General features: G+C 43.9%; 20 protein-coding genes and 4 tRNA genes. 18 read left to right on the forward strand and 6 right to left on the reverse strand.

The window, feature by feature from the left end; translation table 11 throughout:
* The first annotated feature begins 23 nt into the window (after positions 1–23).
* The 3 genes from AAA952_RS13715 to AAA952_RS13725 are packed head-to-tail and all read left to right on the forward strand — an operon-like array spanning position 24 to position 1,781.
* Positions 24–1,166 carry a transglutaminase-like domain-containing protein gene (locus tag AAA952_RS13715; protein WP_338257790.1) on the forward strand — a complete coding sequence of 381 codons (1,143 nt, stop codon included), beginning with the start codon at positions 24–26 and terminating at the stop codon, positions 1,164–1,166.
* A 16-nt stretch (positions 1,167–1,182) separates the two neighbouring features.
* A complete protein-coding gene (locus tag AAA952_RS13720; protein ID WP_049821785.1) occupies positions 1,183–1,500 on the forward strand; it encodes a hypothetical protein in 318 nt (105 codons plus the stop codon).
* A complete protein-coding gene (locus tag AAA952_RS13725; RefSeq protein WP_338257792.1) occupies positions 1,497–1,781 on the forward strand; it encodes a heavy-metal-associated domain-containing protein in 285 nt (94 codons plus the stop codon). The genes AAA952_RS13720 and AAA952_RS13725 overlap by 4 nt, the downstream gene beginning before the upstream one ends.
* A 152-nt stretch (positions 1,782–1,933) precedes the next feature.
* On the opposite strand, the gene AAA952_RS13730 is transcribed toward AAA952_RS13725, so the two are convergent.
* A complete protein-coding gene (locus AAA952_RS13730; RefSeq protein WP_338257794.1) occupies positions 1,934–2,458 on the reverse strand; it encodes a hypothetical protein in 525 nt (174 codons plus the stop codon).
* A 273-nt stretch (positions 2,459–2,731) separates the two neighbouring features.
* Here AAA952_RS13730 and AAA952_RS13735 point away from each other — a divergent pair, with 273 nt between their 5' ends.
* From AAA952_RS13735 to AAA952_RS13790, 12 genes are all read left to right on the forward strand, one after another.
* Positions 2,732–3,685, forward strand: a complete 954-nt coding sequence (locus AAA952_RS13735) for a YbgA family protein (RefSeq protein WP_173243591.1) — start codon at positions 2,732–2,734, stop codon at positions 3,683–3,685.
* Between the two features lie 70 nt (positions 3,686–3,755).
* Positions 3,756–4,787, forward strand: coding sequence for a MerR family transcriptional regulator (locus AAA952_RS13740; RefSeq protein ID WP_338257799.1), 1,032 nt, complete (start codon positions 3,756–3,758; stop codon positions 4,785–4,787).
* Positions 4,774–6,276, forward strand: a complete 1,503-nt coding sequence (gene phrB / locus AAA952_RS13745; RefSeq protein ID WP_338257802.1) for a deoxyribodipyrimidine photo-lyase — start codon at positions 4,774–4,776, stop codon at positions 6,274–6,276. The genes AAA952_RS13740 and phrB overlap by 14 nt, the downstream gene beginning before the upstream one ends.
* Before the next feature lie 23 nt (positions 6,277–6,299).
* Positions 6,300–6,746, forward strand: a complete 447-nt coding sequence (locus AAA952_RS13750) for a nuclear transport factor 2 family protein (RefSeq protein WP_113939404.1) — start codon at positions 6,300–6,302, stop codon at positions 6,744–6,746.
* A complete protein-coding gene (locus AAA952_RS13755; RefSeq protein WP_263178158.1) occupies positions 6,746–7,546 on the forward strand; it encodes an SDR family NAD(P)-dependent oxidoreductase in 801 nt (266 codons plus the stop codon). Before AAA952_RS13750 ends, AAA952_RS13755 begins: the two co-directional genes overlap by 1 nt.
* Positions 7,543–8,793: an NAD(P)/FAD-dependent oxidoreductase gene (locus AAA952_RS13760; RefSeq protein WP_263178159.1), complete on the forward strand. Its 1,251-nt coding sequence runs from the start codon at positions 7,543–7,545 to the stop codon at positions 8,791–8,793. Before AAA952_RS13755 ends, AAA952_RS13760 begins: the two co-directional genes overlap by 4 nt.
* Entirely contained in the window at positions 8,790–9,584 is a 795-nt protein-coding gene (locus AAA952_RS13765; RefSeq protein WP_131523641.1) for a DUF1365 family protein, read from the forward strand. The genes AAA952_RS13760 and AAA952_RS13765 overlap by 4 nt, the downstream gene beginning before the upstream one ends.
* A gap of 1 nt (position 9,585) precedes the next feature.
* Positions 9,586–10,860: a cyclopropane-fatty-acyl-phospholipid synthase family protein gene (locus AAA952_RS13770; protein ID WP_338257808.1), complete on the forward strand. Its 1,275-nt coding sequence runs from the start codon at positions 9,586–9,588 to the stop codon at positions 10,858–10,860.
* A 91-nt stretch (positions 10,861–10,951) separates the two neighbouring features.
* Positions 10,952–11,533, forward strand: a complete 582-nt coding sequence (locus tag AAA952_RS13775) for a DUF2878 domain-containing protein (RefSeq protein ID WP_259540889.1) — start codon at positions 10,952–10,954, stop codon at positions 11,531–11,533.
* Between the two features lie 94 nt (positions 11,534–11,627).
* Positions 11,628–12,242 carry a chalcone isomerase family protein gene (locus AAA952_RS13780; protein WP_338257811.1) on the forward strand — a complete coding sequence of 205 codons (615 nt, stop codon included), beginning with the start codon at positions 11,628–11,630 and terminating at the stop codon, positions 12,240–12,242.
* Positions 12,230–12,775 carry a DUF3833 domain-containing protein gene (locus tag AAA952_RS13785; protein WP_105251860.1) on the forward strand — a complete coding sequence of 182 codons (546 nt, stop codon included), beginning with the start codon at positions 12,230–12,232 and terminating at the stop codon, positions 12,773–12,775. The genes AAA952_RS13780 and AAA952_RS13785 overlap by 13 nt, the downstream gene beginning before the upstream one ends.
* A 264-nt stretch (positions 12,776–13,039) precedes the next feature.
* Positions 13,040–13,267, forward strand: a complete 228-nt coding sequence (locus tag AAA952_RS13790) for a hypothetical protein (protein ID WP_338257814.1) — start codon at positions 13,040–13,042, stop codon at positions 13,265–13,267.
* Between the two features lie 83 nt (positions 13,268–13,350).
* Here AAA952_RS13790 and AAA952_RS13795 read toward each other — a convergent pair whose 3' ends face one another.
* Complete coding sequence (locus AAA952_RS13795; protein WP_105251862.1) at positions 13,351–13,695, reverse strand: DUF3634 family protein; 345 nt, start codon at positions 13,693–13,695, stop codon at positions 13,351–13,353.
* Between the two features lie 153 nt (positions 13,696–13,848).
* Between AAA952_RS13795 and AAA952_RS13800 the strand changes: the two genes are divergently transcribed.
* The gene (locus AAA952_RS13800) at positions 13,849–14,034 is read left to right on the forward strand and encodes a hypothetical protein (protein WP_105251863.1); all 186 of its coding nucleotides are present in this window, start codon (positions 13,849–13,851) and stop codon (positions 14,032–14,034) included.
* A 307-nt stretch (positions 14,035–14,341) separates the two neighbouring features.
* Here AAA952_RS13800 and AAA952_RS13805 read toward each other — a convergent pair.
* The 4 genes from AAA952_RS13805 to AAA952_RS13820 form a co-directional block, all read right to left on the reverse strand.
* Positions 14,342–14,417, reverse strand: a tRNA-Thr gene (locus AAA952_RS13805).
* A 7-nt stretch (positions 14,418–14,424) separates the two neighbouring features.
* Positions 14,425–14,500, reverse strand: a tRNA-Phe gene (locus AAA952_RS13810).
* A 700-nt stretch (positions 14,501–15,200) separates the two neighbouring features.
* Positions 15,201–15,276 (reverse strand) — tRNA-Thr (locus tag AAA952_RS13815).
* A 34-nt stretch (positions 15,277–15,310) separates the two neighbouring features.
* Positions 15,311–15,386: transfer RNA gene (locus tag AAA952_RS13820), tRNA-Phe, on the reverse strand.
* Between the two features lie 389 nt (positions 15,387–15,775).
* On the opposite strand from AAA952_RS13820, the gene AAA952_RS13825 reads away from it, so the two are divergent.
* Together AAA952_RS13825 and AAA952_RS13830 are read left to right on the forward strand one after the other, a co-directional pair.
* Complete coding sequence (locus AAA952_RS13825; protein ID WP_219233931.1) at positions 15,776–16,327, forward strand: cytochrome b; 552 nt, start codon at positions 15,776–15,778, stop codon at positions 16,325–16,327.
* A 4-nt stretch (positions 16,328–16,331) separates the two neighbouring features.
* The gene (locus AAA952_RS13830; RefSeq protein WP_028761297.1) at positions 16,332–16,907 is read left to right on the forward strand and encodes a YceI family protein; all 576 of its coding nucleotides are present in this window, start codon (positions 16,332–16,334) and stop codon (positions 16,905–16,907) included.
* Positions 16,908–16,928 lie beyond the last annotated feature (21 nt).

Consider the following 16,928-nt stretch of genomic DNA (forward strand, 5'->3'; position numbering starts at 1 on the left):
GATCCAATAAAAGGAATGTCATAATGCAAAGACGCAATTTTTTAAAAAGTGCGGCTATTTTGTCGACTGCGGGTTTTATCACGCCAGTACTGGCATCTTCCTCTAAATCGAGTGTCGTTGAACATAGCTCAAGCGATGGACGCCGCCGTTTTACCTTAATTAATAGTTACCATCTTATTGCCCCAGAAGGGTCTGAGGGTGTGGTTAAGTTGTGGATCCCTTTGCCCGAAGACACGCAATTCCAATTGGTGAGTCAGTTGAATTTTACGGGCAGTTTTAAAGACGCCTATATCAGTTCAAACAACAGTTATGGTGCTAAAATCCTGTTTGCGACTTGGCCCGATGCCAAAGCGAACATGACAATAACGGTTGAGCTTGATATTGAAACGATAGATTGGGAACCCGTTAAAAGCGGCGCCTTAACCCATTACCGCACCCCAGAGCAGATACATTATCCTGCAGATGTTGGACGTTATTTGCTGCCGACTAAACACATGCCGATTAATGGTATTGTGAAGCAAACAGCAGATAAGATCGTTGGCAGCGAGACTGAACCACTGAAGCAAGCACGACTGATTTATCTTTGGGTTAGCGCTAATATGTTTCGCGATAATAGCGTGATTGGTTGTGGTACGGGTGATGTAGCAAGTATCCTCGAAAGTGGCAAGTTAGGTGGTAAGTGTACCGATATTAACTCAGTATTTGTGGCGCTAATGCGCGCAGTGGGGATCCCTGCCCGTGAGATGTTTGGGATTCGCTTAGGTCAGGCGATCAAGATGGGCGAATACTCTAAAAAGGCCTTTGGTAGTGCCGATGACAAAGGGGTTGCCGATGTCAGTGGTGGTCAACATTGTCGCGCTATGTTCTATTTAGCGGGTTATGGTTGGTTGCCAGCCGATCCTGCTGATGTGACAAAAATGCGTTTGACGGAGAAAAAAGAACACAGCGATCCCGCAGTTCAGGCCGTGAATGATTACCTCTTTGGCAATTGGGAAATGAACTGGGTTGGCTTTAACTATGGCCGCGACTTTGATTTATTCCCTACAGCCGAACAGACACCACTGAATAACTTTGGCTACCCTTATGCCGAAGTTGATGGCGATCCCGTGAACTATTATGAGCCTAAAGTGTTTGCCTATGACTACCAGTCAACCGAACAACGCTAAGGGCCTCTTAGCGACTATGGCCGCCGCAGTGGTTGCTGCGGTTGCTTCAAGCCTATGCTGTATTGCACCGCTTATTTATCTGGTGTTCGGGGTGTCGGCCGCAAGTCTGTCGGGGATTGAGCAACTGAGCTGGCTGCAAGTACCCATGTTGATACTGTCGACTGGGCTGATTCTGATGGGATTTTGGCGGCTCTATTTTGCTAAAAAACCACTGTGTACAGCGACGTTGAGTCGTACTCAGATGCTGTGGCTGTACTGGTTAACTGTACCTGTTGTGCTGGCATTTCAGTCATATCCTTTTGTATTACCTTGGTTATTAGAGGTGCTTGAATGAAGTTAGTGTTATTTCTCGCCTTAAGTCTGTGTTCAGCGTCGAGCTGGGCGGCAAACGTGCTGGTCACCTTAGATGTTAAGGGCATGACTTGTCCGCTGTGTGTCACTGTCGTGAATAAAGCGCTGCGTAAAACCGATGGGGTGATTAAGGCCAAAGCTTCGTTAAAAACGGAGCAAGCAATAGTGACTGTGCCAGAGGATTTTAATCTAGATAGTTTGCTTAAGGCTGTCGACGAAACTGGGTATAAGGGCAGTATTAATAAGGTAGAAAAACAATTTTAAGCGTCGGTGTCTTTAGTAACGGATTGAGCGACATTATAAAATATCAGTCTAGTTTCAAATGATTAGACTGATATTTCACCGAAAAATTACACTCTGTATCCCACCTGTTACTTCCTTCACTGCCTATTTTTCCTTTGCGGGTCATTTCTTCGTTAGCTGTAATACACCTCGGGCTCGATACGACGTTGCCGCTCTTCATTTTTCTCCGATGATTCCTTAATCAGATCCAATTTTTGCGCTTGCAGTAATTCTAGTTGCTTGGCTTTTTGTTCTTCAGATAGATTTTCATCGGCGGCAACCTTCGCCATTTCTTCATCTATCTTATTAATTTTATCCCTATCGACTCCTGTACGGTTATCTAAAATAGCCTGCATGGCTTTGTCCAACCTGTTGATGCTTTTGTCTGGTTCAGGCGTGCCAGCAATGGCTTGCACATTACCCGTGTAGCCTTGTTTGGCGTTAGGGGCCAGATGGCTATAGGTATCGGCAGTCGTTACCGATGCTGCAGAGGAGAGCGTTACAGTATCTTGGCTTATTGATGACGTTAGATTCGCCGCCGTCATTGAATTTGCACGAGTTCCTAGGCCATTTGTGCTCGGCTCGACTTGCTTGAGTGGCACAATGGCATAACTTTTCGCAAAGGTATTGGTATAACTATTGGGGTTAATTGTGCTCATATTCGACTCCTTTATATATGAATCTGTCCCTTGGCCACCTGCGGTTTAAAATGTTGAGCGGTTAACTAATGGGTGTTGCTGGACGTTTCAATATTATCTGATGACAACTTTGCAATTTGAATCAGCAAGTTATAGGCCAAGTTAGGTTTATTTGTGGTTGATTTATCAGGAGTCACTGTTAAACGATACTTTTAAAAAATATTTATACAAAAACTTGATCCTTGTACAACTATGGTCCGTAATTAAAGACATAGTGATACAAGGAGTCTACTTATGTACAAGTTTAACCCGCAGCGAATTCAGATTGGGATCAGCGCTTGTCTATTGGGGGAGAAAGTTCGTTTTGATGGCGGACATAAAAACTCGACCTATTGTAATCAAGAGATTAAGCAATTTTTCGATTATGTGCCCATTTGTCCTGAAATGGCGATTGGCTTAGGTGCACCCCGGAAAAGTATCCGACTAGTCCGTGATGGGGAAACCATCTTAGTGCAGAGCGGTGATGGTAGCTTAGATGTGACCGATAAGCTTAATGAATACAGCGAAAACAAGGTTGAAGAGCTCGATTTCCTCGGAGGATACTTGCTTTGCGCTAAGTCGCCAACCTGCGGCATGGAACGGGTAACAGAGTATAAAATCGGCACTAACAATGGTTCTAAGTCTGGCATTGGTGTATTTGCTCGCAAGTTGATGGAACGATATCCACTATTGCCCGTGGAAGAAGAAGGCCGCTTGCATGACATGGTGCTGCGGGAGAACTTTTTCACCCGCGTTTATGCCTATCACGATTGGCACCTGATGAAACATGAAGGGCTGACTAAGCATAAGTTAGTGAAGTTTCATTCCCGCTATAAATACCTATTAATGGCACACAGCCCGACATGGTATCGCGAGCTTGGTCCGATAGTGGCCAATATTGAGGATCTTGAGCAAAGCGCGACCCGCTACTTTGAAGGCTTTATGACGGCGCTGAAAATTAATGCGACTCGTAAAAATCATACCAGTACGCTGCAGCATATTCAGGGTTACTTTAAAAAGCATTTGAGCAAAGAGCAAAAGATAGAACTGTCTGAAACGATTATGAAATATCGCCAAGGTCTATTGCCGTTATTAGTACCTATCACGCTCATTAACCATTATTTACGCGAATTTCCAACACCTTATATTGAAGAGCAAGTGTACTTAAACCCTCATCCTGAGGCGTTAAAGCTGCGCTATGCCTATTAACGTTTATTAACGTTTATCTAATCGCATTCAGTTGATTTTAGCTTTTGATTTAGTGAGTTATTACTGAAATATGAAACAAACTATAGAGAACACGGCTCACACAGAACCCAATGGTGAGATATTACTCCCCATCGGTGAAGTGTCGGCCTTAACGGGCGTGAATGCCGTGACCTTAAGGGCATGGCAGCGCCGTTTTGGCTTAGTGATCCCTGCACGTACACCCAAGGGACACAGATTATATACGAGCGAAAATATCCAAGAAATCCATGAGATTAATGCATGGCTGGCTAAAGGTGTTGCGATCAGTAAGGTTAAACCTTTGCTGATGAGTGCTGCTAAATCTTCATTTACAGAAATAGTTCAAACTCAAGCCATTGATTTATGGTGCGAGCAAGTCACTGCGCTCAATACGGCATTATTCGACTTCAATCAGCACAAATTACAGCAGATTTTAGATGATGCATTTGGCTTATATCCTTTCCAATTGGTGAAAGAAAAGTTGCTACAACCTTGGCTTAATCAACTCGAGGACTTAGTGAATGAGCGGCTCGATGCCGAGTTGATTATTGCTTGGTTAAAGAGCGAGTTACTTAACCGAGTGGGTGGACGTCATGCCTTTAACGGACAGGCCGTGACGGCGAGAATCGCTGTGGTGAGTCTATCCCGTGGGGTACATACCTCGCTTAATTCCACCCGCACTAACATTTTGTTTTCTCTACTTCTATCGCTCGAGTTAGCGTCGCTGCGGGTATCGGTTATTGATCTTGGCGAGCAAGCCATGGGCAGTTTACCTTTGCTGCGAGACAGGCTTAACGTCGATGCACTTTTGCTTATTCCCGACTCAAATCATTCTGGTTCTGAACAGACTGAAATGCTGACTGTATTGGAGCAAATGACTTTCCCATGCTGGTTTATGGGTCCTTTTGCGCCAACGTTAAGCTCTTTATCTGCTTTTTTGGCGTCTTCGATGACGGACTTGATTGGAAAAATGCCATCTCGTTTAGCGGGGAAGGTGAATAGAAGTCGTAAGCACAGTGGAAAGATGAATACCGTGAATCAAAGCGAGCAGATAAATAGCGAGAAAAACAATGACATTAGCTAACGATTCAATGCAAATAGATTCAATTCCAATAAAAGTGCAGGGCAATAATGCACTGATGTGGTTTCGCCAAGATTTACGCCTTGCCGATAATCAGGCATTAACCGCTGCTTGCGATTGGGCGCGGGAGAATGGCGTGGCACTTAAGGCCATTTATATCGCTACGCCAACCCAGTGGCAGCGCCATGATGTGGCGCCCATTCAGTTAGATTTTATCGAACGTCACATCAATTTGCTTTCCCAAGGGCTGGCGAGTTTGGGTATTGGATTCGAGTTAATTCAGTTAGATACCTTTGCTGATGTACCTGAGTTTATCGGTCACTATTGCCAGCATCTGGGGATTGGTCGAGTGTTTGCTGGTCGCGAGCCTGAGATTAACGAGCAACAGCGCGACCAAGCCTGTATTCAATCGGGGATTCCTCTGGTGTTAACCGATGAGCATTGTTTGCTTAAGCCGGGCACTGTGCTGAATTTGTCCGGCGACATGTACAAGGTTTTCACTCCTTTTAGCCGTAAGTGGCGAGAAATTGCCGCCCGCTATGCCATTTTGCCGCTTCCTGTTCCGGCGCCGCTTGGACCTGTGTTGGCCGAGCCAAAGCCGCTTTTGTTTAACAATGTCACTAAAGTGTCGAGTGAACTTTGGGCTGCGGGAGAAGGGCAGGCAAAGCGTTTGCTCTCGGCATTTATTCAGCAGAAAGTGCAGGATTATAAGCAAGATAGGGATTTCCCCGCCATTGATGGCACTAGTTCAATTTCACCCTATCTGGCCATTGGTGTGGTTAGCCCAAGACAATGCGTTGCCGCGCTGCTGCATCACTTCCCTGAGGTGATTGTCGACGACACTAGCCCTGCTCGTACTTGGTTAAATGAGCTTACTTGGCGTGAGTTTTACCGTCATTTGCTGATGGCATTTCCCGATTTATCTAAGAATCACAATTTCAATCGTCAAGCCGACCATGTGCAGTGGCGCAATAACCCCCAAGAGTTTGCTGCTTGGTGTGAAGGTCGTACTGGCTATCCGATTGTCGATGCGGCTATGCGCCAGCTCAATCAAACGGGTTGGATGCACAATCGGCTGCGTATGGTGGTGGCGAGTTTCCTGACTAAACATCTGCTGATTGACTGGCGCTGGGGCGAGCGCTATTTCCGCCAAAAACTGATTGATGGTGACTTAGCCGCGAATAATGGCGGTTGGCAGTGGTCTGCGGGTTGTGGCTGCGATGCTCAGCCTTATTTCCGTATTTTTAATCCTATAAGCCAGAGTGAAAAATTTGATCCAGATGGCAGCTTTATCCGTAAGTATTTACCAGAGCTCGCATCTTGGGGAATTAAGCAATTACATCAACCCAGTACAGCGCAGACACCGTCTTTGTTTGAACAGCCGTTATTCAACACTAAAACGGCTTATCCAAGTGCGATTGTCGAGCACAGTGCAGCAAGAGCAAGGGCATTAACCGTATTAGGCGTATTGAAAAAGGCCACGGCCCAATAAATAGGATCAGGAGCAATAGCAAGATGACAAACCAAGCGACGACAGAGACTAATACGCTTGTTGAGCATTTTATTCAGCTTTATCAAGCTTTAAATAAAGATAACTTGCATCTGTTAGCTCAGGTTTACGACGACAATATTAGTTTTACCGATCCTATGCATCAAATCACAGGGCTAGAGGCGTTAACTCAGTACTTCGCGAAGTTATATAAGAATGTTAAGCATATTCAGTTTGAGATTAAAGAAGTGCAGCAGGATGCGAACCAAGCCGCGCTGTTTTGGCAGATGGAATATAGCCACCCTAAGTTGAATAAAGGCGGACTTATCCGTGTTGATGGCATGAGCCAACTTAAATTCAACGACAAGATTTATTTTCACAGGGATTACTTCGACTTAGGGCAAATGTTGTATGAGCATTTGCCTTGCATGGGCGGCCTTATCCGCTTGCTCAAAGACAGGGCGGCAAAGTAATGGACGCTGTTAAGCCGATGAAAGTAAATACAGTGCTGATCACAGGCGCAAGCTCAGGCATTGGGTTGCAACTGGCGCAGGATTATTTGTCCTTAGGTTGGCATGTCATTGCCTGTGGCCGCTCCCAAGAAAGGTTAGAGGCGTTAGCCTTGAATGAACTCTTAGGTGTCACGCTGTTAATTTTTGATATATCCCAGCGCGACCAAGTTCAACAAGCTGGCCAAAATGTAGCTGAGCTATTGGTGAAAACCGATTATCAGCTCGATTTGGTCATTTTGAATGCGGGCAGTTGTGAATATATTGATGATGCTAAGGCCTTCGATGATGTGTTGTTCGAGCGTGTTATCCATACCAATCTAATTGCAATGGGATATTGCCTCGGGGCATTTTTACCTTTAATGCCTAGGGGGTCACGTATTGGCTTAATGAGTTCTAGCGCTATTTATTTACCTTTCCCTCGCGCTGAAGCTTACGGTGCCTCTAAAGCTGGCGTGCAGTATTTAGCCTCGAGTCTCGCGCTCGATCTTGCCAAGAACGACATAGGCGTGAGCTTGATTTGCCCGGGTTTTGTGGCGACACCACTGACCGCAAAAAATGATTTTTCTATGCCAATGCAAGTGGGTGTACAAACCGCTTCTAAGGCGATACGTAATGGGCTGAAAGGTGGCAAGCGCGAGATCCATTTTCCGCGACGCTTTACTTATCTATTGAAGTTGATGTCGTTTTTACCTGCCTTTGTGTGGCAAAAAATGATTGCAAACGATACTCAAGCCAAGCCGCTAAAGGACAAGAGTTTATGAAAAATATCGCCATCATCGGCACTGGCATTTCTGGATTAACCTGTGGCCATCTATTAAGTGAGTCGCACAGGGTTACAGTGTTTGAGGCCAATGACTATATCGGCGGCCACACGGCGACAGTCGATGTGGAGCATCAAGGGCAAACCTACGCTATAGACACAGGTTTCATCGTGTTTAATGACAGAACATATCCACGATTTGAACGTTTATTGGCTCGCCTTAATGTCACCATATTACCGACTGAGATGAGTTTTAGCGTGCACAATGCTCTGACTGGGCTTGAATACAACGGCCACAATTTAGGCAGTTTGTTTGCCCAAAAGCGTAACCTCCTGAATCCACGCTTTTGGGCCTTTTTAAAAGAAATATTGCGCTTCAATAAAGGCTGTAAGGCACTCTATCAACAGGATATTTATCCCGAAGGTAACTTAGGTGATTATTTAGACAATGAACACTTCTCACCATTTTTCGCTGAACATTACATTTTGCCCATGGGTGCGGCGATTTGGTCTTCGAGCATAGAAGATATGCGCGCGTTTTCGTTGAAGTTTTTTATTCGTTTCTTCCAGCACCATGGTTTATTAAATGTCAGTGATAGACCCCAGTGGTATGTGCTAAAGGGTGGCTCGCGTAGCTATATTCCTGATCTTATTGCGCCCTTTAAAGACAATATCCGCCTTAACTCACCTGTGACAGGTATTGAACGCCATGGCAATGGGGTGAAGTTACAAGTTCACGGTGAATGGTTGGAATTCGATGAGGTGATTTTAGCCTGTCATAGCGACCAAGCACTGCGGATGTTAAACGATCCCACGCCAACAGAACGCGCCATTTTAGGCGACCTCAGCTACCAGAATAACGATGTGGTGCTGCACATGGATACGCGTATTTTACCGAAGCGAAAAGCCGCTTGGGCGAGTTGGAACTATCGATTAGATGGTAACCTAAAACGTCCAGCGTCAGTGACCTACAACATGAACATACTGCAACAGTTGCCAGCCAATGCGCCGACCTTTTGTGTCACCTTGAATCAGTCAGAGTTGATTGATGAGTCGAAAGTGATACGCCGCTTCAATTATGCCCACCCAGTGTTTAACGAAGCCAGTCTTAAGGCTCAGGGCCGCCGTGAGGAAATATCCGGGCAAAATCATACTCATTTTGCTGGCGCCTATTGGCACAATGGTTTCCATGAAGATGGCGTTCGCAGTGCACTTGATGTGTGTGCCCATTTTGGTGTCAGCCTATGACAGAGCTCAATAGCGGTATTTATTACGGCACTGTATCCCATAGCCGTTTTACACCGATTAAACATAGCTTTAGTTATGCCATGGCGCTGTTGGCGATTGATTTAGATGAAGTCGATAAGATCAGTGCCATGGGGCGAGTTTTTGCCAGCCAGCATCGCGCTTTATTAAGATTCAATCCTAAAGACTATTTAACTTCTTTTACGACTAAATCCAATGACAGCGGTGAAGTGGCTGTTGTTGATCCGAGCGCAGCTGCACTCAAGAGTCGCGTATTGACTCAAGTGGCAGCGTTAGGCGCAGATAAGCTGTGTGATCGAGTTTTGTTTGTGGGTCAGATCCGCCATTTTGGCGTGTATTTTAGCCCAGTAAATTTCTACTTTTGTTATCAGGATCAAACGCCTTTATACATGTTGGCCGAGGTGAGTAACACGCCTTGGGATCAGCGCCATTGCTATTTAGTCGATTTAGCCGCGCCCAAACCTTCTGACAAAGTGTTTCACGTGTCTCCCTTTATGACTCTCGATATGCGTTATCTCTGGCATGTGTCTGCGCCGAGTGAAGACTTAAACATCGGTATTGAAAACAAGTCGATGCAAGAGAATGGCAAAAAACTGTTTAATGCCAATTTAGTGATGAAACGCCAACCGATAACGGCGGCCAATTTACGGACGCTTTTGTTTCGCTTCCCTTTTATGACTCTCAATATTTTCTTCGGGATTTATTGGCAAGCGCTAAAACTCTTTTTTAAACGTGTGCCCTTTGTGCCGCATCCAGCTCAGATGGAGAAATAACATGGAAAATACGGCTTCGCAAACCTCAGTCACCACAGGGAAACTGCCCGACAGTATTGCGCGTAAAGTCTTGCTTAAGGCGCTGGAAAGTCTCCCACATGGCTGCTTGACCTTGGTTGAGGGCGACAAGAGTTATCGTTTTGGTGAGAGTCATACCGACTTGCACGCCACGCTTGTGGTTAAACACCCGAGTTTTTATCGTCAAATCATGCTTTCTGGCTCCATTGGTGCGGGTGAAGGTTATATTCAAGGCCATTGGACGAGCCCTGATCTCACCAAAGTCGTACAATTGTTTGCCCGTAATTTAGCCTTACTCGATAAGATTGAAGCCAAATTCTCTTGGTTAACTGGCACGATAAACCGTGTGAAGCATGTGCTGAATCGCAATTCTCAAGAGGGCTCAAAGCGGAATATTCTCGCCCACTATGATTTGGGTAATGCTATGTATGAGCAATTCCTCGACCGTGAAATGTTGTATTCGAGCGCGCTTTATCCCCATGAGGAAGCCAGTTTGCAGGAAGCGCAGTTGTTTAAGCTGATGACTATTTGTGAGCGGCTCGATTTACAGCCAGGTCAAACCTTGCTTGAGATTGGTACAGGCTGGGGCGCACTGGCTATTTATGCGGCTAAGCATTATGGCGTACACGTGACAACAACAACGATTTCAGATGCGCAATACGCCTATACCAAAGCCCGTGTCGAACGCGAAGGGCTAAGCGATAAAGTGACGCTGCTGACAGAGGACTATCGCAATCTCACCGGAGAATACGACAGGGTTGTTTCTATCGAGATGATTGAAGCTGTGGGGCATGAGTATTTACCAGGCTTCTTTAAAAAGCTGGAATCATTGTTAAAACCCAATGGGCGCATGCTGCTACAGGCGATAACGATTGCCGATCAACGTTATGACAGCTATCGCAAAAGTGTGGATTTTATTCAGCGTTATATTTTCCCCGGTGGCTGCTTACCCTCAGTGAGCCAAATGGTTGGTCACATTGCCAAACAGACGGACATGGTGGTCTGGTCGCTCAATGATATGGGGCTCGATTACGCTAAAACCTTAAAACATTGGCATGAGAATTTTGATCATGCGATAGGCGAAATCCAAGCTTTAGGTTATGGCGATGATTTTATTCGGATGTGGAAATTTTATCTAAGTTATTGTGAAGGTGGATTTTTAGAACGTACCACAAGCACTGTGCATTTAGTGGCTGTGCGTCCGGACTATCGCATTGCTAGCCATCATCTCCCAAGCAATAGCCCTAATGCGACGTAATTTGTTTTGATTAAGCAGTCACTTTAGTGGAAATAACCATTTTCGTTGGAATGAGCCGCTTTGTTTGCAGCAAGATAAAAGTGAGGCAAAGATGAAGTCCATGTTAGCTAACTCTCGGGTTCCTTTTAAACATCAGGGCTTTATTCTCTATAACGCCTTGAGTTTTCAGGCTGTGTGGTGGTCTAGCGTACTTTGGCTCAACACCTCACTGTTGTTAACTATCCCTTTGTTATTATTTCACTTTATCCTGCTAGCTTCATTAGGTAAGCACGAGTATCGCAAAGTGGATTTGCTATTGATGCTAAAGGTTGCAGCCTTAGGAATAGGCGTAGATACCGTACTCTCTGTTTTAGCGGTGTTTGAGTTTGCTCTTTTCCCTTGGTGGCTTGGTTGCCTGTGGCTGCATTTTGCTTTGACTCTGAATCATAGTTTGGCCTTTATGCGACCTTTACCGCTGATATTTCAGGCGTTACTCGGGGGCGTATTTGGTGGGTTAAGCTATTTGGCTGGCGCACAATTTAATGCCGTGAGTTTGCCCTATGGCAATGTTATTTCTGCTGTGGTGTTATTTTTGGTTTGGCTAGTCTTGCTGCCATTTTTAATCCAACTTGCTAATCCCTATGGATTTAATCGAAGCACTAAAGCGCGTTCTTTTACTGTGTTTGGGCGTTAATTATTGAGTTGTAGGAATTGATCGCGGTTAAGTCATTATGCCGTTTTTAGTTAAGTACCTGTTGTAAGACATCATGCAGTAAAAGGGGGATCCCATGTCGTCAGTTCGTAATCGTAGCCCAAATCTTGGTTTTTCATTTTTGAATTCAAGCTGCTTAAGTCTATTGGCCCTCGGTTTATTGGCCGCACCTTTAAAAGCGTTAGAGGCGAAAACGCCTGATTTTGAAAACATTACTATCGAACTGAATGATGCCGCCGATGTGACGCAGACTTTTCAGGAAGTGGGCCGCGGAGAAATGGATTGGTTGTGGTTTAGTTTGTATAAGGCGAGACTGATGACGGTAAATGGCCGTTATCAACAGGGGCAATATCCTCTGCTGTTAGATATTGAATATTATCGAGATATTGAGTCAGAGGATTTGCTCGAAGCGACAAAAGATCTATGGAAGCATCTAGCGTTTGCCGAAAATGATATCCAACGTTGGTTGGGTTTATTAAATGCGACTTGGCCCGATGTGAAGCAGGGCGATCATTTAAGTTTTAAGGTGATAGATGGACAAACGAGTCAGTTTTTCTTTAATCATCAACCACTCGACATTATCCATGATGCTAATTTTGCTGAGGCATTTTTAGCGATTTGGTTATCGAAAGCCACTAGCCGTCCGAGTTTGCGGGCGCAATTACTCGGAGAAAAACCATGCGATTGTTGAAACGGCTTGTCGGCCGAAAGTTATTTTTAGGTTTAATAATGATAGGGCTGTTGTCGAGTTGTTCATCGGTGGAAGTGACTGATTATAAAGACACTCATCCGACATTGGTTTTGGAGTCATTTTTTAATGGACCATTAAAAGCCTCTGGGGTCGTACAAGATTTTAGTGGCAAAGTAATCCGCAAATTCAATGTCATTATGGAAGCCAGTTGGCAGGGAAGTGAGGGAGTCATTAATGAATGGTTTGTGTATGATGATGGTGAAACTCAAACTCGTGTGTGGCGCATCAAGGCACTAGGGGAAGGGCGATACTCAGGAACTGCAGGTGACATTATCGGGACTGCCGATGGCCAATCTAGCGGCAGTGCGCTACGTTGGAAATACGATATGTTATTGCCTGTGGATGGTGAGGAATATCAAGTTCATTTCGACGATTGGATGTTCTTAGTGAATGATAATACCATTATAAATCAGAGCGATATTATTAAGTTTGGCATCACAGTTGCTAAAGTCACTTTAGTTATTCAAAAATAGTCTCAGCAATTTTTAGTTAAGTTGGCTTACCCCAGCTTGTCTTGGATTCACTCTGTTGATTAAGACTTAAATTGGCTTAAACAGTATAGCTTGGCTAATAACCCCCTTTTTTCTGCATTAAAGTGTTGAAGTCAAACCAAAGTTGCAGCTAGGCATTTTTGCTAGTGGCATAAGTGATATATGGGGGTAAGGTTATTGCAACCCATTGTTTAAATTTAATTAATCTGAGCTTAAGTCTAAGTCTAAATAGATAGGTGGTAGTCGATGAATAAACACGTTGTTTTATGGGGAGTATTTTTTAGTCTGTCGTTAACTGCTTGTTCATCTTTTGACTTTAAGTTTAAGGATCATTCTGAGAAACAAGTCGATCCTCATCAACCCGCAAGCGATCCTATGGTGCAAGATAATGAACGTCGTATTCGAGATGCGAGAAAAGACGGTCAGTTAGAATCCGATTTTCTAAAACCTAGGTATCCAGTTAAGTTTAAATAAGAAAATGCCTTAGGAACTCACTTCAACCTCAATACTTAACTATCAATAGCAAGTATTAAGGTTGCTAGGGGAGATGCGAAGAACTAACCCGCTTGACGGCTGTTATCTATCGATTTTTTGTCATAATATTCAAACGGAAACAGATTACGAATCCTTTGCTTTACATTGTCACTCACGTTTGCAGAAATATGTAAGCGTACATCTCCTGATTTTTCAGCCCTAACAGTACAAGTCAGTTTTTCGGTTTTAGCGATTTGGCGGCATTCCCGTTCGAATCGTTCGGGGATCTTGCCCTTATGCTGAGTCATACGGCCATCTTTAAAATGCATTTCAAAAATAGTCAGACCTTTCTTGCCACCAAATATCAGTTTGTAAACGAGAAATATACCAATAGCGACAAAAATGAGTTTGAAAATATCGGCTGTCATAACGCCTCCTATCTTATGTTTATAGAACCAAGATACTCCCGAGTTAGTTGTTTTAACAGTGCGCTAACGCGCAATTTTGAATTGGCAATAAAATGATTCCAGCCTAGACTTAACTGGCTAAGGAAAAGTAACCCCTCAGTTAAGGAAAACGCCATGTACTTATCAAATGCAGATCGTTGGTCATTATTGTGTAAGAAGCAAATCGATGTTATCGAAAAACTCGCTACACATTTCCCCGAGAGAAAAGCACATCTAAGTGAGCTCACTCAAGGGTGGCGCCATGTTCAACATCAAGTTCAAGCAGGTGATAGGCCTATGCCACTCGAGCTCATCAAATAAGCACGATTGAGTCATTTGGAACTAGATAGTTTGTATAAGAACGCAAAGCCACTCAATAATGAGTGGCTTTTTTATGTGGCGAATATAAAACTATCATTTATAGGGGGAAAGGATTAAGTGATTGTCTGTTGCGTGAAGTCAATAAATTATCTTATACGCTCAATTTGAGCGCTTATTGTGCCAGTATTGAGGGCGCTATCGTTATTATTGAGGAAAGTCAGTTGTGTTTTGCTTTGAAACGATTCAAATTTCATATACAAAAAACAGATACAAAAAAGCCACTCATTGAGTGGCTTCATTGTTTATATGGTGCCGGCACCAAGAGTCGAACTCGGGACCTACTGATTACAAGTCAGTTGCTCTACCAACTGAGCTATGCCGGCTAAATTGTGGTGCCCGAACCCGGAATCGAACCAGGGACACGAGGATTTTCAATCCTCTGCTCTACCGACTGAGCTATTCGGGCAACTAACTAAGCGTTAGTTAACTACTTCAAACTAAGTCGTAAAGACCTTGTTCGTTCGAAGTGCGCGTATAATATAGTGCTCGCTTTGGCTGTGCAAGCCCTTTTTAAATGACTGATTAACTATTAAACAAAAATCGAACATTTATTTGATTCTTCCACTTTTCTCATATTGAGTCGCTGAAAGTTTCAGCACTTTAACGCCTATGGGTGTTCCTTATGGCTGTTTATCCTAACTTCCTCATTCATTTATCTGCTATTGGGGAGATAAAAATTAAGGTTTAAGCTCATCTATTGCAAGCAAAGGGCAGTGGCACACTTTGGGTATTGTCGAGCTTTGATTGATGGCTGATATTTATGGGATGTAACTAAGCGGAGCAACTAAGAGTAAGCGAGTGGCTTCATTGTTTTATATAGTGCCGGCGGCACCAAGAGTCGAACTCGGGACTTATTGGTATTATTAAGAGTAAGTCAGTTGTGATTGACCACAGACTTTGTTGGTTATTATTCAAATTTCAGATACAAAAAAGCCACTCATTGAGTGGCTTCATTGTTTTATATGGTGCCAGCACCAAGAGTCGAACTCGGAACCTACTGGTATTATCAAGAGTAAGTCAGTTGCGATTGACCACAGACTTTGTGAGTTATTATTCAAATTTCAGATACAAAAAAACCACTCATTGAGTGGTTTCATTGTTTTATATGGTGCCGGCACCAAGAGTCGAACTCGGGACCTACTGATTACAAGTCAGTTGCTCTACCAACTGAGCTATGCCGGCTTAAATCTTTACTGCAATTTTTAGTACAGAATAATGGTGCCCGAACCCGGAATCGAACCAGGGACACGAGGATTTTCAATCCTCTGCTCTACCGACTGAGCTATTCGGGCAACTAAACTAAGCGTTAGTTAACTACTTTGAACTCGTTGGCTAAGCCGTATCGTTCAAAGTGCGGCTATATTAGCTAGGGTGTTTGACCTCTGCAAGTGCTTTTTCCCGATAAATCACTCGTTCGGCTGTTTAATGCACATCTTGAGTGTTTTTTATCTCTTATTTTGCGAATTCAGCTCAATTTCATTCGTTGGCTGTATTTTTCAAGTCAGAGGGATACTGATGTTTACTATAGCTTTGTGCTCACAGATCATGATTTTTGGCTTACTTTCTAAAATTTAGAAAGATATAAGCGATTTTTACTGATTTTAGTTTTTAAATTTAGATTTATGATAATGAATATTATTTCATGGATAGCATGAAGAAAACGCGAGTACGGAGTCGCAGTATGTTTCGAAATAGTCAGTTTGCTTATGGAATTACCGCCATTGTGACCCATTGGTTGAGTGCGTTCGTCGTGATTGGGTTATTTGCAGTCGGTGTGTGGATGGTGGAGTTAACCTACTACAGTACTTGGTACAAGACTGCGCCGCATCTACATAAAAGTATTGGGATTCTGTTATTGGCTGCGACAATATTTCGTTTGGTATGGCGCTTAGTTAATCCCAAGCCAGTACCTGAGGCGAGTCATAAACCGTGGGAAAAGACGGCCGCACATTTGGCGCATTTTATTATTTATATCTTGCTCTTTGTCATCATGACTGCTGGCATTTTGATCTCAACCGCAGATGGCCGTGGTATCTGGGTGTTTGATTGGTTTGAACTACCAGGATTGGGACTTTTGTTTGAAAACCAAGCTGATATCGCGGGTGATATTCACCAATATGCGGCTTACAGCTTGATCGCGCTGGTCGTTATTCACGCCGTGGGCGCATTAAAACATCACTTTATCGATAAAGACGCCACCCTACTTAGAATGATTAAATTTAAACGAGGATAATACAATGAAAAAGCAACTGTTAAGCGCACTGATTGGTGTATCTCTATTGGCTCCTGTGGCGGCTTCAGCTGCTGACTATGTGATTGATCATGAAGGCGCTCACGCTTCTATTACATTTAAAGTGAATCACTTAGGTTATAGCTATGTGGTGGGGCGTTTTAATGATTTTAGCGGCGATTTTAGCTACGATGCGGCTAAACCTACTGCGATGAAAGTGAATGTCACTGTGAATACATTAAGTGTCGATTCAAACCATGCTGAGCGTGACAAACATATTCGCGGTGAAGATTTCCTTAATACTGGCAAATTCGCTAAAGCGACCTTTGCATCTACTTCGGTGGAAGATAAAGGAAATGGCGATTTAGTGATTAACGGTAACTTAACTTTAAATGGTGTGACTAAACCCTTAGCGATCAAGGCCCATGCTGTGGGTGAAGGTCAGGATCCTTGGGGTGGCTACCGTGCCGGTTTTACGGGCACAACCACCTTTGCGATGAAAGATTTCGGTATCAAGATGGATTTAGGTCCAGCATCTAGCCATGTTGAGTTAGATCTAGTGGTTGAAGGCGTGCGTAAGTAACTCTTTATTCTGCCATTTAGA

This window comes from Shewanella sp. M-Br (genome assembly GCF_036245925.1).
Classification (GTDB): Bacteria; Pseudomonadota; Gammaproteobacteria; order Enterobacterales; family Shewanellaceae; genus Shewanella; species Shewanella oncorhynchi.

Coding starts and splice junctions, on each gene's coding strand:
- AAA952_RS13730 (WP_338257794.1), bottom strand. CDS start 2,458: ATGAGCACAATTAACCCCAATAGTTATACCAATACCTTTGCGAAAAGT.
- AAA952_RS13725 (WP_338257792.1), top strand. CDS start 1,497: ATGAAGTTAGTGTTATTTCTCGCCTTAAGTCTGTGTTCAGCGTCGAGC.
- AAA952_RS13760 (WP_263178159.1), top strand. CDS start 7,543: ATGAAAAATATCGCCATCATCGGCACTGGCATTTCTGGATTAACCTGT.
- AAA952_RS13750 (WP_113939404.1), top strand. CDS start 6,300: ATGACAAACCAAGCGACGACAGAGACTAATACGCTTGTTGAGCATTTT.
- AAA952_RS13770 (WP_338257808.1), top strand. CDS start 9,586: ATGGAAAATACGGCTTCGCAAACCTCAGTCACCACAGGGAAACTGCCC.
- AAA952_RS13720 (WP_049821785.1), top strand. CDS start 1,183: ATGGCCGCCGCAGTGGTTGCTGCGGTTGCTTCAAGCCTATGCTGTATT.
- AAA952_RS13740 (WP_338257799.1), top strand. CDS start 3,756: ATGAAACAAACTATAGAGAACACGGCTCACACAGAACCCAATGGTGAG.
- AAA952_RS13765 (WP_131523641.1), top strand. CDS start 8,790: ATGACAGAGCTCAATAGCGGTATTTATTACGGCACTGTATCCCATAGC.
- AAA952_RS13830 (WP_028761297.1), top strand. CDS start 16,332: ATGAAAAAGCAACTGTTAAGCGCACTGATTGGTGTATCTCTATTGGCT.
- AAA952_RS13790 (WP_338257814.1), top strand. CDS start 13,040: ATGAATAAACACGTTGTTTTATGGGGAGTATTTTTTAGTCTGTCGTTA.
- phrB (WP_338257802.1), top strand. CDS start 4,774: ATGACATTAGCTAACGATTCAATGCAAATAGATTCAATTCCAATAAAA.
- AAA952_RS13780 (WP_338257811.1), top strand. CDS start 11,628: ATGTCGTCAGTTCGTAATCGTAGCCCAAATCTTGGTTTTTCATTTTTG.
- AAA952_RS13800 (WP_105251863.1), top strand. CDS start 13,849: ATGTACTTATCAAATGCAGATCGTTGGTCATTATTGTGTAAGAAGCAA.
- AAA952_RS13715 (WP_338257790.1), top strand. CDS start 24: ATGCAAAGACGCAATTTTTTAAAAAGTGCGGCTATTTTGTCGACTGCG.
- AAA952_RS13825 (WP_219233931.1), top strand. CDS start 15,776: ATGTTTCGAAATAGTCAGTTTGCTTATGGAATTACCGCCATTGTGACC.
- AAA952_RS13735 (WP_173243591.1), top strand. CDS start 2,732: ATGTACAAGTTTAACCCGCAGCGAATTCAGATTGGGATCAGCGCTTGT.
- AAA952_RS13795 (WP_105251862.1), bottom strand. CDS start 13,695: ATGACAGCCGATATTTTCAAACTCATTTTTGTCGCTATTGGTATATTT.
- AAA952_RS13755 (WP_263178158.1), top strand. CDS start 6,746: ATGGACGCTGTTAAGCCGATGAAAGTAAATACAGTGCTGATCACAGGC.
- AAA952_RS13785 (WP_105251860.1), top strand. CDS start 12,230: ATGCGATTGTTGAAACGGCTTGTCGGCCGAAAGTTATTTTTAGGTTTA.
- AAA952_RS13775 (WP_259540889.1), top strand. CDS start 10,952: ATGAAGTCCATGTTAGCTAACTCTCGGGTTCCTTTTAAACATCAGGGC.